Raw genomic sequence first — 14,763 nt, forward strand, 5'->3', positions numbered from 1 at the left:
GCGAAAGGCAGGGTCCGCTCTGGAGGGCTACTTTCCGTCAGATGACTCGAGCGCCGCCAGTGATGATCCGGCACAAGCAGAGGGCATTTCAGCCATCAAAGAGGGCGTGCGGAGCTTTCTCCAGCGCACGCCCGATTGGCGTCAAAGACTGGCCTGGCGAACCTGCTTTTCCAGTTCGAGTTTCAACCCCGGCTCCAGCTTGAGCTGACGCGACAGTTCATCCAGATACGCCTTCTCCATGAAGTTTTCCTCGTCCACCAGCATCACGCTGGCAACGTACATTTCGGCGGCCATTTCCGGCGTGCCGGCGGCCCGCGCCACATCCGCCGGGTCCAGGGGTTTGTTGAGTTCGGCGTGCAGCCAGTGCTGCAGTTCCTGATCGCTGTCCAGCCTGGTGAACTCACCTTCGATCAGGGCGCGCTCGCGCTCGTCGATATGGCCATCGGCCTTGGCCGCGGCCACCAGCGCCTTGAGGATCGCCTGGCTGTGTTGCTCGACCTGCTGCGCGGGCAGGCGGTCGAGGGTCTGCGGCTCGCTTTTCGGCGCACCGGCCTGCTGCGCCTGCCAGTTGCCGTAGGCCTTGTAGGCGATCACGCCCAACGCCGCCAGGCCACCATAGGTCAGCGCCTTGCCACCGAACTTGCGGGCTTTTTTATTGCCCAGCAGCAGGCCCATGGCGCCGGCCGCCAACGCCCCGCCGCCAGCACCGGACAACAGGCTGCCGAGCCCGCCGGAACCGCCACCGAGCAACCCGCCCAGCGCGCCCTTGTCGGCAGCGGATGCCTTGCCCTGCTGCGCCCCGGCCTTGTTCTGCAACAGTTCCTGGCCAGACTTGAGCAATTGATCGAGCAATCCACGGGTGTTCATCCAAACCTCCAGCAACTTGAGTTGATCGAACCAATAAGGCCACCAGCCTAGATCGAAGTGCCCCAACCCTGGGCTCGAGTGTGCTTCCAGATGTTGCTTCGCCGGGTTCGCTCATACGCCTGGGCAGCCCTTCGATTAAAAAGATATACACTCGAAAAAATCGATAAAACCGCCTGACCGGTGACTGTCCATGATGACCTTGCGCCAGATCCGTCACTTCATCGCCGTGGCCGAGACCGGCTCGATCTCGTCCGCCGCCCAGGCGGTGTTCATTTCCCAGTCGACCCTGACCCTGGCGATCCAGCAGCTCGAACAGGAAATCGGCGTCAGCCTGTTCAACCGCCATGCCAAGGGCATGACCCTGACCCACCAGGGCCACCAGTTCCTGCGCCAGGCGCACCTGATCCTGGCCACGGTCGACAACGCCAAGCGCAGCCTGCAGCAGAGCACCGACCAGGTGGCCGGCCAGTTGATCGTCGGCGTGACCAGCCTGGTCGCCGGCTATTACCTGGCGGATTTGCTCACGCGTTTCCAGCGCGCCTATCCCAATGTGGAAATCCGCGTGATGGAAGACGAACGCCCGTACATCGAACACTTGCTGGTCAGCGGCGAGATCGACGTCGGGGTGTTGATCCTCTCCAATCTCGAGGACCGCCACGCCCTGCAGACCGAAGTGCTGACCCACTCCCCTCACCGCCTGTGGCTGCCCGCCCAGCATCCGCTGCTGGAACACGACAGCATCAACCTGGCGGATGTCGCCCGCGAGCCGCTGATCCAGCTCAACGTCGATGAAATGGACCGCAACGCCCAGCGCCTGTGGTCCGGCGCCGGCCTGCAACCGCGCGTCACCTTGCGCACCGCCTCCACCGAAGCGGTGCGCAGCCTGGTCGCCGCCGGGCTTGGGGTGTCGATCCAGCCGGACATGACCTATCGCCCCTGGTCGCTGGAAGGCGACATCATCGAAGCCCGACCCATCGCCGACCTCAGCCAGACCCTCGACGTCGGCCTGGCCTGGCGTCGCGGCACGGCGCGCCCGACGCTGGTGGACCCGTTCCTGACCGTGGCCCGCGAACAGCCCCACGGCGGACGCAAGCCATCTATTTAATCGAACGCCGCATTCAGTATTTGGTATTTGTCGAGCACAGGCCCCGCTACTAGTCTCTGCTCATCCGTCCAGAGAGGGCCGGGCCTCCGTCACTGGGGAGCACCATGGCCATACAAGAAAAGAGAACCCGGAAAATGGCTGGCGCGCAGACTCCGTTGTCCACCGCTTTGTTGATCGATGGCGAATTGGTCGCCGGCCAGGGTCTTGTCGAGCCGATCCTCAACCCGGCCACCGGCGAAGTGCTGACCCAGATCGCCGAGGCCAGCAGCGAACAGGTGGAAGGCGCGATCCTCGCCGCCCACCGCGCCTTTGCCGACTGGTCGCGAACCACGCCCCAGCAACGCTCGAACATCCTCCTGGCGATTGCCGATGCCGTGGAAAGGCAGGCCGACCACCTGGCCCGCCTGGAATCGCTGAATTGCGGCAAACCGCTGCACCTGGCGCGCCAGGATGATCTCGGCGCCACCGTCGACGTGTTCCGTTTTTTTGCCGGCGCGGTGCGCTGCCAGACCGGCCAGCTGGCCGGCGAGTACCTGCCGGGCTACACCAGCATGGTGCGGCGCGACCCTATCGGCGTGGTGGCATCCATCGCGCCATGGAACTACCCGATCATGATGGCCGCCTGGAAGATCGCCCCGGCCCTGGCCGCCGGCAACACCCTGGTATTCAAGCCGTCGGAGCACACCCCACTGTCGATCCTGGCCCTGGCGCCAACCCTGGCCGAACTGCTGCCGCGCGGCGTGCTGAACATTGTCTGCGGCGGTGGCGAAGGCGTGGGCAGCCACCTGGTCAGCCACCCCAAGGTGCGCATGGTGTCGCTGACCGGCGATATCGTCACCGGGCAGAAGATCCTCCAGGCCGCCTCGAAAACCCTGAAACGCACGCACCTGGAACTGGGTGGCAAGGCCCCGGTGATCGTCTGCAACGATGCCGACCTGCAGGCCGTGGTCGAAGGCCTGCGCAACTACGGCTATTACAACGCCGGACAGGACTGCACCGCGGCCTGCCGGATCTACGCCCAGGGCGGGATCCATGACCGCCTGGTGGCCGAGCTGGGCGCCGCCGTCAGCAACCTGCGTTTCGCCGGCAAGCGCGATGCCGACAACGAGATCGGTCCGCTGATCAGCACCCGCCAGCGCGACCGCGTGGCCAGCTTCGTCGAACGCGCCCTGGGCCAGCCGCACATCGAACGGGTGACCGGCGCCGCAGTGCATTCGGGCGCCGGCTTCTATTACCAGCCGACCCTGCTGGCCGGCTGCCGACAGCAGGATGAAATCGTCCAGCGCGAAGTCTTCGGCCCGGTGGTCACCGTCACCCGTTTCGACGAGCTGGCGCAGGCGGTGGACTGGGCCAACGACTCGGAATACGGCCTGGCCTCGTCGGTCTGGACCCAGAACCTGGACAAGGCCATGCAGGTGGCGGCCCGCCTGCAATACGGCTGCACCTGGATCAACAGCCATTTCATGCTGGCCAGCGAAATGCCCCACGGCGGCTTGAAGCGCTCCGGCTACGGCAAGGACCTGTCCAGCGATTCGCTGCAGGACTACAGCGTGGTGCGGCACATCATGGCGCGCCACGGCAATGACCTGAAATAACGCACAAGGCTCTGTAGACAACGCCGGCGCCAGCCACTTTTCGTACAGGGCCTAAGCTAATAACAAGCCGTCACGGCGCGCTCCACCAGGCTCACAACTGCCCCGACCATAATTTGAAAAAGAGGGTTTTCCCATGTTCGTGCACAAGACCGCACTGCTCAGTGCAATCACCACCGCCCTGCTGGCCAGCGCCAGCCTCCAGGCCGCCGAGCCGCTCAAGGCCGTCGGTGCCGGCGAAGGTCAGCTGGATATCGTGGCCTGGCCCGGCTACATCGAACGTGGCGAAAGCGACAAGAACTACGACTGGGTCAGCGGCTTCGAGAAGGAGACCGGTTGCAAGGTCAACGTCAAGACCGCGGGCACCTCCGACGAGATGGTCAGCCTGATGGCCAAGGGCGGCTACGACCTGGTCACCGCGTCCGGCGACGCCTCCCTGCGGCTGATCGTCGGCAAGCGCGTGCAGCCGATCAACACCGCGCTGATTCCCAACTGGAAAAACCTCGACCCACGCCTCAAGGACGCGCCCTGGTATGTGGTCGACAAACAGACCTACGGCACCCCCTACCAATGGGGCCCGAACGTGCTGATGTACAACACCAAGGTCTTCAAGCAGGCACCGACCAGCTGGGGCGTGCTGTTCGATGCGCAGAACCTGCCGGACGGCAAACCCAACAAGGGCCGCGTGCAGGCCTATGACGGGCCGATCTACATCGCCGACGCCGCGCTCTACCTCAAGAGCACGAAACCGGAACTGGGGATCCAGAACCCCTACGAACTGACCGAAGCCCAGTACAAGGCGGTACTCGAGCTGCTGCGTGCCCAGCAGCCGCTGATCCACCGCTACTGGCACGACACCACGGTACAGATGAGCGACTTCAAGAACGAAGGCGTGGTCGCCGCCAGCTCCTGGCCGTATCAGGTCAACGGCCTGATCAACGAGAAACAGCCGATCGCCTCGACCATTCCCAAGGAAGGGGCCACCGGATGGGCCGATACCACCATGCTGCACAGCGAGGCCAAGCACCCCAACTGCGCCTACAAGTGGATGGACTGGTCGCTCACGCCGAAGGTCCAGGGCGACGTCGCCGCCTGGTTCGGTTCGCTGCCGGCCGTGCCGGCGGCCTGCAAGGAAAGCGAACTGCTGGGCGCCGAGGGCTGCAAGACCAACGGCTTCGACCAGTTCGACAAGATCGCCTTCTGGAAAACCCCGCAGGCCGAGGGCGGCAAGTTCGTGCCGTATAGCCGCTGGACCCAGGACTACATCGCGATCATGGGCGGAAGATGAGCCCCCTGTAGCCGCTGCCGCAGGCTGCGCAAGGTCCTCAGGACCTCCTGCACCCTGAGGATCGCCGCGCCCCTGCGGGGCGATCGCAGCCTTCGGCAGCGGCTACAGGTTCCTGCGCCAGGCCGGCGCCGCCAGAGCTGATCCCGCTTATTTCGACAGCGCGCTTTTCCGGAGCACCGCACCATGACGCTTGCAGTCCAGTTCACCAACGTTTCCCGGCAGTTTGGCGAGGTGAAGGCCGTTGACCGGGTTTCCATCGATATCCAGGACGGCGAGTTCTTTTCCATGCTCGGCCCTTCCGGCTCGGGCAAGACCACCTGCCTGCGCCTGATCGCCGGTTTCGAACAGCCGAGCACCGGCTCGATCCACATCCACGGGGCCGAAGCCACTGGGTTGCCGCCCTACCAGCGCGACGTCAACACCGTGTTCCAGGATTACGCGCTGTTCCCCCATATGAACGTGCGCGACAACGTGGCCTACGGCCTGAAAGTCAAAGGCGTCGGCAAGACCGAGCGCCTCAAACGCGCCGAAGAAGCCCTGGCCATGGTCGCCCTGGAAGGCTACGGCGAGCGCAAGCCGGTGCAGCTGTCCGGCGGCCAGCGCCAACGCGTGGCCCTGGCCCGGGCGCTGGTCAATCGGCCGCGGGTCCTGCTGCTGGACGAACCCCTGGGGGCGCTGGACCTGAAGCTGCGCGAACAGATGCAGGGCGAACTGAAGAAGCTGCAACGCCAGCTCGGCATCACCTTCATCTTCGTCACCCACGACCAGACCGAAGCCTTGTCGATGTCCGACCGCGTGGCGGTGTTCAACAAGGGCCGCATCGAGCAGGTCGACAGCCCGCGCAACCTGTACATGAAACCGGCCACCACCTTCGTCGCCGAGTTCGTCGGCACCTCCAACGTGATTCGCGGCGAACTGGCCGAACGCCTGAGCGGCAGCCAGCGGCCCTTCTCGATCCGCCCGGAACACGTGCGTTTCGCCGAAGGCCCGCTGCCCAGCCACGAGATCGAAGTCAGCGGCCTGCTGCACGATATCCAGTACCAGGGCAGCGCCACCCGCTACGAACTGCAATTGGACAACGGCCAGACCCTCAGCATCAGCCAGGCCAACGACCAGTGGCTGGACAACAGCGCTCAGCACCAGACCGGGCAACGCATCAGCGCGCGCTGGGCCCGCGAGGCGATGATCCCGCTGACCGACACCCTGGCGAGCGGGGCATGACATGAACACCCTGGCGATCACACCCCAAAGCCCCGGCGGCTCGCCGTTGCGGCGCTTTTCCAACCTGCTGTACCGGCGGCCGAACCTGTACCTGGCGCTGCTGCTGGTACCGCCGCTGATCTGGTTCGGCGCGATCTACCTGGGCTCCTTGCTGATCCTGCTCTGGCAAGGCTTCTACACCTTCGACGACTTCACCATGGCGGTCACCCCGGACCTGACCCTGGCCAACTTCGCCGCACTGTTCCAGCCGTCGAACTTCGACATCATCCTGCGCACCCTGAGCATGGCCATCGCCGTCTCGCTCGCCAGCGCCGTGGTCGCCTTCCCCATCGCCTACTACATGGCGCGCTACACCAGCGGCAAGACCAAGGCGTTCTTCTATATCGCGGTGATGCTGCCGATGTGGGCCAGCTATATCGTCAAGGCCTACGCCTGGACCCTGCTGCTGGCCAAGGGCGGCGTGGCCCAGTGGTTCGTCCAGCACCTGGGGCTGGAGCCGTTGCTGCAGTTCATCCTGGGGATTCCCGGGGTCGGCGGCAGCACCCTGTCGACCTCGCACCTGGGGCGCTTCATGGTGTTCGTCTACATCTGGCTGCCGTTCATGATCCTGCCGATCCAGGCCTCCCTGGAACGCCTGCCGCCGTCCTTGCTGCAAGCCTCCGCCGACCTCGGCGCCAAGCCGCACCAGACCTTCATGCAGGTGATCCTGCCGCTGTCGGTGCCGGGCATCGCCGCCGGCTCGATTTTCACCTTCTCCCTGACCCTGGGCGACTTCATCGTGCCGCAGCTGGTGGGCCCGCCCGGCTACTTCGTCGGCAGCATGGTCTACGCCCAGCAAGGGGCGATCGGCAACATGCCGATGGCCGCCGCCTTCACCCTGGTGCCGATCGTGTTGATCGCCATTTATCTGTCCATCGTCAAACGCCTGGGGGCCTTCGATGCGCTCTGATTCAGCCAAGCACGGAGAACAAGCCTCGTTGGGCCTGCGCATCGCCGCGTGGGGCGGGCTGCTGTTCCTGCATTTCCCGATCCTGATCATCTTCCTCTACGCCTTCAACACCGAAGACGCGGCCTTCAGCTTTCCGCCCCAGGGCTTCACCCTGAAGTGGCTCAGCGTGGCCTTCGCCCGCCCCGACGTGCTGGACGCCATCAAGCTGTCACTGCAGATCGCCGCCATCGCCACCCTGATCGCCCTGGTCCTTGGCACCCTGGCCTCGGCGGCGCTGTACCGGCGGGACTTCTTCGGCAAACAGGGGATTTCGCTGATGCTGATCCTGCCCATCGCCCTGCCGGGGATCATCACCGGCATCGCCCTGCTGGCGACCTTCAAGACCCTGGGGATCGAGCCGGGGGTGTTCACCATCATCGTCGGCCACGCGACCTTCTGCGTGGTGATTGTCTACAACAACGTGATCGCCCGTCTGCGCCGGACCTCCCACAGCCTGATCGAAGCCTCGATGGACCTGGGCGCCGACGGTTGGCAGACCTTCCGCTACATCATCCTGCCCAACCTCGGCTCGGCGTTGCTGGCCGGCGGCATGCTGGCGTTCGCCCTGTCGTTCGACGAAATCATCGTCACCACCTTCACCGCCGGCCATGAACGTACCCTGCCACTGTGGCTGCTCAACCAGCTCAGCCGGCCGCGGGACGTACCGGTGACCAATGTCGTCGCCATGCTGGTGATGCTGGTGACCATGCTGCCGATCCTCGGCGCCTATTACCTGACCCGCGGCGGCGAGAGCGTGGCGGGCAGCGGCGGCAAATAACCCTGTAGCCGCTGCCGCAGGCTGCGATCGACCCGCAGGGTCGTGGCGCCCTCCGGTTCGCTGAAGGCCTTCGGCCTTATCGCAGCCTGCGGCAGCGGCTACAGATCGCAGAACATCCAACAGATATTTCAGGAGAACAGCCATGCAAACCAAACTCTTGATCAACGGCCAACTGATCGCCGGCGAAGGCCCTGCCCAGCCGGTATTCAACCCCGCGCTGGGCAAGGTGCTGGTGGACATCAACGAGGCCAGCGAAGCCCAGGTCGATGCCGCGGTGCGCGCCGCCGACAGCGCTTTCGAAAGCTGGTCGCAAACCGTGCCGAAAGAGCGCTCGCTGCTGTTGCTCAAGCTGGCCGACAGCATCGAAGCCCATGGCGAAGAGCTGGCCCGGCTGGAGTCGGACAACTGCGGCAAGCCGCTGAGCGCGGCCTTGAACGACGAGATCCCGGCGATTGCCGACGTATTCCGCTTCTTTGCCGGCGCCAGCCGTTGCCTCAGCGGTTCGGCCGGCGGCGAATACCTGCCGGGCCACACCTCGATGATCCGTCGCGATCCGGTGGGGGTGATCGCCTCCATCGCGCCGTGGAACTACCCGCTGATGATGGTCGCCTGGAAAATCGCCCCGGCCCTGGCCGCCGGCAACACCGTGGTGCTCAAACCCTCGGAGCAGACCCCGCTGACCGCCCTGCGCCTGGCCGAACTGGCGGCGGCGATCTTTCCCGCCGGGGTGCTGAACCTGGTATTCGGCCGTGGCGCCACGGTGGGCCAGCCGCTGGTAACCCATCCGAAGGTGCGCATGGTGTCGCTCACCGGCTCCATCGCCACCGGCTCGAACATCATTTCCAGCACCGCCGACAGTGTCAAACGCATGCACATGGAACTGGGCGGCAAGGCGCCAGTGATCATCTTCGACGACGCCGACATCGACGCCGCCGTGGAAGGCATCCGCACCTTCGGCTTCTACAACGCCGGCCAGGACTGCACCGCCGCCTGCCGCATCTATGCCCAGGAGGGCATCTACGAACGCTTCGTCGAGAAGCTCGGCGCGGCGGTCGCCAGCATCAAGTACGGCCTGCAGGGCGACCCGGACACCGAGCTGGGCCCGCTGATCAGCGCCCAGCACCGCGACCGGGTGGCCGGGTTCGTCGAGCGTGCCATCGCCCAGCCGCATATCCGCCTGGTCACCGGTGGCAAGACGGTGGACGGCAACGGCTTCTTCTTCGAACCGACGGTGCTGGCCGATGCCCAGCAGGACGACGAAATCGTCCGCCGCGAAGTGTTCGGGCCGGTGGTCTCGGTCACCCGCTTCGCCGACGAAGCCCAGGTCCTGGGCTGGGCCAACGACTCGGACTACGGCCTGGCGTCCTCGGTGTGGACCGCCGATGTCGGCCGCGCCCACCGCCTCTCGGCGCGCCTGCAATACGGCTGCACCTGGGTCAACACCCACTTCATGCTGGTCAGCGAAATGCCCCATGGCGGGCAGAAGCTCTCCGGCTACGGCAAGGACCTGTCCCTGTACGGGCTGGAGGACTACAGCATCGTGCGCCATGTGATGTTCAAGCACTGACATCGGGCAGCACGCCCTGCTAGAAACAATTGCCGTCGGTTTCCTGGCAAAACTCGTAGGGCGTGTTGCTGATGAACCAGTCGAGCCAGTGGTGTTGCCAATCCGGCCACTGAATGATGTAGGTCTTGGTGGCCTTGATGAACTCCAGGCCAAAGATGCTGATGCTTTTGTCGTCCTCGTACATCCGCAGGTCCAGCGTCCAGTCCCGGATCAAGGGCGTGCGATAGACCCGCTGCGGATCCTCAAGGTCGATGACCTGCAGATAGCCCTTACCGCCGAAAGGCACCAGCAGCCCTCCGGCCGAGGCATGCTGCAGCAGGTAACGACCGGAGGGGCTGGTCGCCGAATAGGGCTCGCGTTCGAGCACTGTGTAGAGTGCGCCGATAAACACCAGTGCACAGGCTCCCAGCAGCCCTCCCACGACCGCCAGGGTCTTCTTGTACTTCATCGCGCGCACGCCGAAAAACCGCAATTCATGTGCCTGATCTCCTTGAAAGGCGGCTATTGAACGAGGTCTGGCCAAGCCGATCAAGTTGCGGCACCATCCGCCGCCAGAAAGCGCCCGGCTGCCCGCGGCGCTGAAACTTCTTCGGCAGCAAGGATGCGCCCATGCCCTCGCGAATCGTCAGCCTGATGCTGCAAGTGGCCGTCTGGCTGGTGCTGCCGTTCACCCTCTTGCAACTGGGCCTGGTACTGACCCACGCCGTCGCCGCGCCTTTTGTCTCGGCCCTGGCGATTCCCACCGGGGTGCTGTCCCTGGCGCTGATCCAGATCACCCTGGTGTATGCCGCCGCCAAAGGCTGGCACGCCTGCGGCATGCCGACCCACTATCGCTGGCTGGGCCTGTGGCTGGGCTGCGTGCTGGTGCTGTGTGCCGTGCCGCGGTTCATGCCGTTGGCGGGTAGCGGCCTATGAATCACCGGACCCACGGGAGCCCCGTCGATCTTCCTGCTCGGCCAGCGATAGACCTGGGGCCCGCGGTGGAAATCATCCCGTCGACTGATTTTTTGCAGACAAGGCTTGCCAAGCATTCAGCTTCATCCTTTAATTGAGTGACCAGTCAATTAACTAACGAGCCCACATGCGCCCCGCCAATCCCCTGCAACGCGAAGCCAAGCGCACCGCCCTGCTGGATGCCGCTGCCCAGTGTTTTGCCGAAGCCGGTTTTGTCGCCACCCGCACCGCTGACATTTGCAGCACCGCGGGCATGAGCTCCGGAAATCTGTTCCATTACTTCAGCAGCAAGCACGAACTGCTGTTGGCGCTGATCGCCCGGGAAGGCGAAGAGACCGCCGCCGCGATGGCGGCACTGGTCGCGGCTGAAGACCCGATGGCGGCCCTGTCGGGCTTCCTCGAGCACGTCTGCCAACTGGCCAGCGACCGCCATTACGCCGGCCTGGCCCTGGAGATTTCCGCCCTGGGCCACCGCGACGAAGCCGTGGCGCACCTGGTCAAGGCCAATGACCTGCTGTTGCGCGAAGGGCTCGCCGCCCTGGTGGACGCCGCAGGCCGGGCCGGGCAATTGCACACCCAGCTGAGCCCCGAGCAGGCTGCCACCTGGCTGGCCGCCTTGATCGACGGCCTGTTCGCCCGGGTCGCCGCCGACCCGCAGTTCAACCCGCAAGACCAATCCCAGGTGCTGCAACAACTGGTGACCCACCTGCTGCAAGGACGCTGACCCAGATGAACAGCCCCGCTCGCCCCGGCCCCGAGAAAATCACGTCCGCCACTCGCCTGCTGCACATCGATGCCCTGCGCGGGTTCGCCTTGCTGGGCATCCTGGCGGTGAATATCTGGGTGTTTACCGACCCTTACTACGGTGCCTCGGTGAGCAATCCGGCCTACCCCGCCGCCATCGACCACGCCATCCGCTTCCTGATCTCGACCCTGTTCGAAACCAAGTTCTACCTGCTGTTCTCCTTTCTCTTCGGCTACAGCTTCACCCTGCAACTGGCTTCGGCGCAGCGCTCGCAGAGCGCGTTCGTACCGCGCATGGTGCGCAGGCAACTGGCGCTGCTGGCGATCGGACTGATCCACGGCGCCGTGCTGTTCTACGGTGAGATCCTGTCGCTCTACGCAGTGCTCGGCCTGGCTTTGCTGGGGCTGCGCAACCTGTGCCCGCGACGCGCGCTCAAGCTGGCGGTGGGACTGCTGGTGTGCTCGGCGCTGATGTTCATGGCGCTGGGCCTGCTGCAACTGGCCGAAGGCAATTACGTCGGCAGCATGGAGTGGGAACCCGTGGACAAGGCCTTCCTGCTCGGCTCGAGCGCCTTGGGCACCTTGAGCTTCAACCTCAGTCACCTGCCAGAGACCATCCTCGCGTTATGGCTGCTGCAGGGCCCCAGTACCTTGGCGATGTTCCTGTTCGGCTATGTGGCCGGCCGCCGCGGCTGGCTGGTGGCGCCCTATGTCTTCGACGCCTGGAAGGACAGGTTATTGAGCCTGATGCTGCCCATCGGCCTCGGCGGCGCGCTCATCTATGGCTATACCGCCGCCTATGCCCCCGGTGCCGGCCTGGAAGCCCTGGGATACGGCATAGGCCAGTTGACCGCGCCCCTGCTCACCGCCAGCTACGTGCTGCTGCTCCTTGGCGCGTTCAACTCGCCCCTGGGCGAGCGCGTGTGCCAACTGCTGGCCCCCATGGGACGCATGTCGCTGAGCAACTACCTGCTGCAATCCTTGCTCCTGAGCCTGATATTCACCGGCTACGGCCTGGGCCTGATCAACCAGCTGGACTCGGCCTGGATCCTGCTGATCGTGATCGCTCTCTACGCGCTGCAACTGTGGCTCAGCACCCTGTGGATGCGCAGCCATCAATATGGCCCTTGCGAATGGCTGTTGCGGGCCGTAACCATCCTCGCCTGGCCGGCCTGGTGCAAAACCCGCTGAAGATCAGGCCAGCCTGAGGTACAGATGGATGTCCTCGGGCTCCAGGCGGTACAGCGCTGGATCGGGGGCCGACAACAGCTCGCAACCCAGGCGGCGGTAGAAATCCACGGTATTGCGTGACGGCGTGGCCGAGACATACAGCCCTTCGCCGCCCATGCGCCGCGCCTGCTCGGTGGCCAGGCCGAACAGCCGCTGGCCCAGGCCGCGCCCGCGATAAGCCTGGCTGACATGCAGGAACTTCAACTGCCGCAGTTGCAAGCCGGCGTTGTGGATAACCAGGCAATCGACCACCGCCGCGGCCACCAGCCGCTGTTCGTCGAACACCCCATACAACCAGCCACCGCTCTGTTCACACGCTTGCAAGACCAGCGCGTCATGCTCGGCCTCGCCGGGCGGCCAGCCGCTCACCACCTCGCGCTGGGGATAACACAGCAATTGCCCGTCCAGCAGGCGGTAGAACGCTTCGATCAGTTCCGCGCGGTCGATGAGTTTGAACAGGGGGATGTCCTGCGCAGTCAAAAGGCGCTCGTTCAGCATGTCGGTTTTCCTGAAGCCGTCCGTGGTTTTACGTATCGATAGCTGGGCTATTTTTTGCCTCGGGCGAACCGATTATTCTATCCGCCAGCTGTTAAAAGTCCGTTGTGTTTGGCCGAAGGCATGACCGAACCTCCATTTCCGATCCAGTGCAGCCAGGAAGGGCTCGGGATCTCCTGACAAGGTTCACTTATGCATCGCAGGCATCTTCTGAAAGCATCCATGGCGCTGGCAGCCTACACCGGCCTGTCGGCCACGGGGCTGCTGGCCACCCGGGCCTGGGCGGGCGCCGCCGACGGCGAAGCGCAAGCCTTCGATTTCGAGATTCTCAAGGCCCAGGCCAAGCAATTGGCCGGCAAGCCCTACGTGGACACCAAGCAGGTGCTGCCGCCGACCCTGGCGACCATGACCCCGCAGAACTTCAACGCGATCCAGTACGACGGCAACCACTCGCTGTGGAAGGAGCTGAACGGCCAGCTGGACGTGCAGTTCTTCCACGTCGGCATGGGCTTCAAGCAGCCGGTGCGCATGTACAGCGTCGATACCAGGAGCCGTCAGGCGCGGGAAGTGCATTTCCGCCCGTCGCTGTTCAACTACCAGAACACCAGCGTCGACACCGCGCAGCTCAAGGGCGACTTGGGTTTTGCCGGCTTCAAGCTGTTCAAGGCCCCGGAACTGGACAAGCACGACGTGGTGTCCTTCCTCGGCGCCAGCTATTTCCGCGCGGTGGACAAGACCGGCCAGTACGGCCTCTCGGCCCGCGGCCTGGCGATCGACACCTACGCCAAGAAACGTGAAGAGTTTCCCGACTTCACCAAGTTCTGGTTCGAGACCCCGGACAAGGACAGCACCCGCTTCGTAGTCTATGCCCTGCTCGACTCGCCGAGCGCCACCGGCGCCTACCGTTTCGACATCGACTGCCAGGCCGAGCGCGTGGTGATGGATGTCGATGCGCACGTCAACGCCCGTACCGCCATCGAACAGCTGGGCATCGCGCCGATGACCAGCATGTTCAGTTGCGGCACCCATGAGCGGCGCATGTGCGACACCATCCATCCGCAGATCCACGACTCGGACCGCCTGGCCATGTGGCGCGGCAACGGCGAGTGGATCTGTCGCCCGCTGAACAACCCGGCGACCCTGCAGTTCAACGCCTTCGCCGACAAGGACCCGAAAGGCTTCGGCCTGGTGCAGACCGACCATGAGTTCGCCAACTACCAGGACACCGTGGACTGGTACAGCCGGCGTCCGAGCCTGTGGGTCGAACCGACCACCGCCTGGGGCGAAGGCTCGGTCGACCTGCTGGAGATCCCCACCACCGGCGAGACCCTGGACAACATCGTGGCCTTCTGGACCCCGAAAAAGCCGCTGGCTGCCGGGGATTCGCTGAACTACGGCTACAAGCTGTACTGGAGCGCCCTGCCACCGGTAGGCACGCCGCTGGCACGGGTCAACGCCACCCGTTCGGGCATGGGCGGCTTCGTCGAAGGCTGGGCGCCGGGCGAGCATTACCCGCCGGTCTGGGCCCGGCGCTTCGCCGTGGACTTCAATGGCGGCGGCCTGGACCGGCTGCCGGAGGGCACCGGCATCGAACCTGTGGTCACCGCGTCGAACGGCCAGGTCAAGGATTTCCATGTGCTGAAGCTGGACGAGATCCAGGGTTATCGCGTGCTCTTCGACTGGTACCCGACCAACGACAGCGTCGATCCGGTGGAACTGCGGCTGTTCATCCGCACCAACGATCGCACCCTGAGCGAAACCTGGCTGTACCAGTACTTCCCGCCGGCACCGGACAAGCGCAAGTACAGCTGAGGAAGCACCATCGCCTGTAGCCGCTGCCGCAGGCTGCGATCGACCGGGAACCGGTCGTAAACGGGCGCCGCGGATGGAGCGATCGACCGTTGTGTCCAGAGGCGGTCCGCTACGCGGCCCAT

General features: G+C 64.7%; 14 protein-coding genes. 11 read left to right on the plus strand and 3 right to left on the minus strand.

All coding sequences use genetic code 11. The features are described from left to right. Window positions 1-141: 141 nt before the first annotated feature. On the minus strand, window positions 142-867 hold the full coding sequence (locus J4D52_RS13330) for a tellurite resistance TerB family protein (RefSeq protein WP_102677729.1): 726 nt from the start codon (window positions 865-867) through the stop codon (window positions 142-144). Between the two features lie 190 nt (window positions 868-1,057). On the opposite strand from J4D52_RS13330, the gene J4D52_RS13335 reads away from it, so the two are divergent. From J4D52_RS13335 to J4D52_RS13365, 7 genes are all read left to right on the plus strand, one after another. Beyond that, window positions 1,058-1,972, plus strand: a complete 915-nt coding sequence (locus tag J4D52_RS13335) for a LysR family transcriptional regulator (RefSeq protein WP_025806581.1) — start codon at window positions 1,058-1,060, stop codon at window positions 1,970-1,972. A 104-nt stretch (window positions 1,973-2,076) separates the two neighbouring features. Next, complete coding sequence (locus tag J4D52_RS13340; RefSeq protein ID WP_102677730.1) at window positions 2,077-3,567, plus strand: gamma-aminobutyraldehyde dehydrogenase; 1,491 nt, start codon at window positions 2,077-2,079, stop codon at window positions 3,565-3,567. 133 nt (window positions 3,568-3,700) lie between these two features. Continuing rightward, complete coding sequence (gene ydcS, locus J4D52_RS13345; RefSeq protein ID WP_102677731.1) at window positions 3,701-4,852, plus strand: putative ABC transporter substrate-binding protein YdcS; 1,152 nt, start codon at window positions 3,701-3,703, stop codon at window positions 4,850-4,852. 183 nt (window positions 4,853-5,035) lie between these two features. After that, window positions 5,036-6,073: an ABC transporter ATP-binding protein gene (locus J4D52_RS13350; protein WP_025806578.1), complete on the plus strand. Its 1,038-nt coding sequence runs from the start codon at window positions 5,036-5,038 to the stop codon at window positions 6,071-6,073. 1 nt (window position 6,074) lies between these two features. Then, window positions 6,075-7,022 carry an ABC transporter permease gene (locus J4D52_RS13355; protein ID WP_102677732.1) on the plus strand — a complete coding sequence of 316 codons (948 nt, stop codon included), beginning with the start codon at window positions 6,075-6,077 and terminating at the stop codon, window positions 7,020-7,022. Beyond that, on the plus strand, window positions 7,012-7,839 hold the full coding sequence (locus J4D52_RS13360; protein WP_053277602.1) for an ABC transporter permease: 828 nt from the start codon (window positions 7,012-7,014) through the stop codon (window positions 7,837-7,839). Before J4D52_RS13355 ends, J4D52_RS13360 begins: the two co-directional genes overlap by 11 nt. 142 nt (window positions 7,840-7,981) lie before the next feature. Further along, complete coding sequence (locus tag J4D52_RS13365) at window positions 7,982-9,406, plus strand: gamma-aminobutyraldehyde dehydrogenase (RefSeq protein WP_102677733.1); 1,425 nt, start codon at window positions 7,982-7,984, stop codon at window positions 9,404-9,406. A gap of 19 nt (window positions 9,407-9,425) precedes the next feature. Here J4D52_RS13365 and J4D52_RS13370 read toward each other — a convergent pair whose 3' ends face one another. After that, window positions 9,426-9,854, minus strand: a complete 429-nt coding sequence (locus J4D52_RS13370) for a hypothetical protein (RefSeq protein WP_241190621.1) — start codon at window positions 9,852-9,854, stop codon at window positions 9,426-9,428. 161 nt (window positions 9,855-10,015) lie between these two features. On the opposite strand from J4D52_RS13370, the gene J4D52_RS13375 reads away from it, so the two are divergent. The 3 genes from J4D52_RS13375 (at window position 10,016) to J4D52_RS13385 (ending at window position 12,295) form a co-directional block, all read left to right on the plus strand. After that, window positions 10,016-10,321 (plus strand): hypothetical protein, encoded by a 306-nt coding sequence (locus J4D52_RS13375; protein ID WP_102677735.1) that lies wholly within the window; start codon window positions 10,016-10,018, stop codon window positions 10,319-10,321. A 166-nt stretch (window positions 10,322-10,487) separates the two neighbouring features. Then, the gene (locus tag J4D52_RS13380) at window positions 10,488-11,084 is read left to right on the plus strand and encodes a TetR/AcrR family transcriptional regulator (RefSeq protein WP_063428551.1); all 597 of its coding nucleotides are present in this window, start codon (window positions 10,488-10,490) and stop codon (window positions 11,082-11,084) included. Between the two features lie 5 nt (window positions 11,085-11,089). Then, window positions 11,090-12,295 (plus strand): DUF418 domain-containing protein, encoded by a 1,206-nt coding sequence (locus J4D52_RS13385; protein ID WP_063428550.1) that lies wholly within the window; start codon window positions 11,090-11,092, stop codon window positions 12,293-12,295. Between the two features lie 3 nt (window positions 12,296-12,298). Here J4D52_RS13385 and J4D52_RS13390 read toward each other — a convergent pair whose 3' ends face one another. After that, window positions 12,299-12,832: a GNAT family N-acetyltransferase gene (locus J4D52_RS13390; protein ID WP_063428548.1), complete on the minus strand. Its 534-nt coding sequence runs from the start codon at window positions 12,830-12,832 to the stop codon at window positions 12,299-12,301. A 189-nt stretch (window positions 12,833-13,021) separates the two neighbouring features. On the opposite strand from J4D52_RS13390, the gene J4D52_RS13395 reads away from it, so the two are divergent. Next, window positions 13,022-14,641: a glucan biosynthesis protein D gene (locus tag J4D52_RS13395; protein ID WP_102677736.1), complete on the plus strand. Its 1,620-nt coding sequence runs from the start codon at window positions 13,022-13,024 to the stop codon at window positions 14,639-14,641. Window positions 14,642-14,763 lie beyond the last annotated feature (122 nt).

The sequence above is a fragment of the Pseudomonas sp. GW460-12-10-14-TSB1 genome, from assembly GCF_017349775.1.
Taxonomy (GTDB): domain Bacteria; phylum Pseudomonadota; class Gammaproteobacteria; order Pseudomonadales; family Pseudomonadaceae; genus Aquipseudomonas; species Aquipseudomonas piscium.

Excerpts from the sequence above, each read along its gene's own strand:
- J4D52_RS13330 (WP_102677729.1), bottom strand. The coding sequence starts at position 867 with ATGAACACCCGTGGATTGCTCGATCAATTGCTCAAGTCTGGCCAGGAA.
- J4D52_RS13335 (WP_025806581.1), top strand. The coding sequence starts at position 1,058 with ATGATGACCTTGCGCCAGATCCGTCACTTCATCGCCGTGGCCGAGACC.
- J4D52_RS13340 (WP_102677730.1), top strand. The coding sequence starts at position 2,077 with ATGGCCATACAAGAAAAGAGAACCCGGAAAATGGCTGGCGCGCAGACT.
- ydcS (WP_102677731.1), top strand. The coding sequence starts at position 3,701 with ATGTTCGTGCACAAGACCGCACTGCTCAGTGCAATCACCACCGCCCTG.
- J4D52_RS13350 (WP_025806578.1), top strand. The coding sequence starts at position 5,036 with ATGACGCTTGCAGTCCAGTTCACCAACGTTTCCCGGCAGTTTGGCGAG.
- J4D52_RS13355 (WP_102677732.1), top strand. The coding sequence starts at position 6,075 with ATGAACACCCTGGCGATCACACCCCAAAGCCCCGGCGGCTCGCCGTTG.
- J4D52_RS13360 (WP_053277602.1), top strand. The coding sequence starts at position 7,012 with ATGCGCTCTGATTCAGCCAAGCACGGAGAACAAGCCTCGTTGGGCCTG.
- J4D52_RS13365 (WP_102677733.1), top strand. The coding sequence starts at position 7,982 with ATGCAAACCAAACTCTTGATCAACGGCCAACTGATCGCCGGCGAAGGC.
- J4D52_RS13370 (WP_241190621.1), bottom strand. The coding sequence starts at position 9,854 with ATGAAGTACAAGAAGACCCTGGCGGTCGTGGGAGGGCTGCTGGGAGCC.
- J4D52_RS13375 (WP_102677735.1), top strand. The coding sequence starts at position 10,016 with ATGCCCTCGCGAATCGTCAGCCTGATGCTGCAAGTGGCCGTCTGGCTG.
- J4D52_RS13380 (WP_063428551.1), top strand. The coding sequence starts at position 10,488 with ATGCGCCCCGCCAATCCCCTGCAACGCGAAGCCAAGCGCACCGCCCTG.
- J4D52_RS13385 (WP_063428550.1), top strand. The coding sequence starts at position 11,090 with ATGAACAGCCCCGCTCGCCCCGGCCCCGAGAAAATCACGTCCGCCACT.
- J4D52_RS13390 (WP_063428548.1), bottom strand. The coding sequence starts at position 12,832 with ATGCTGAACGAGCGCCTTTTGACTGCGCAGGACATCCCCCTGTTCAAA.
- J4D52_RS13395 (WP_102677736.1), top strand. The coding sequence starts at position 13,022 with ATGCATCGCAGGCATCTTCTGAAAGCATCCATGGCGCTGGCAGCCTAC.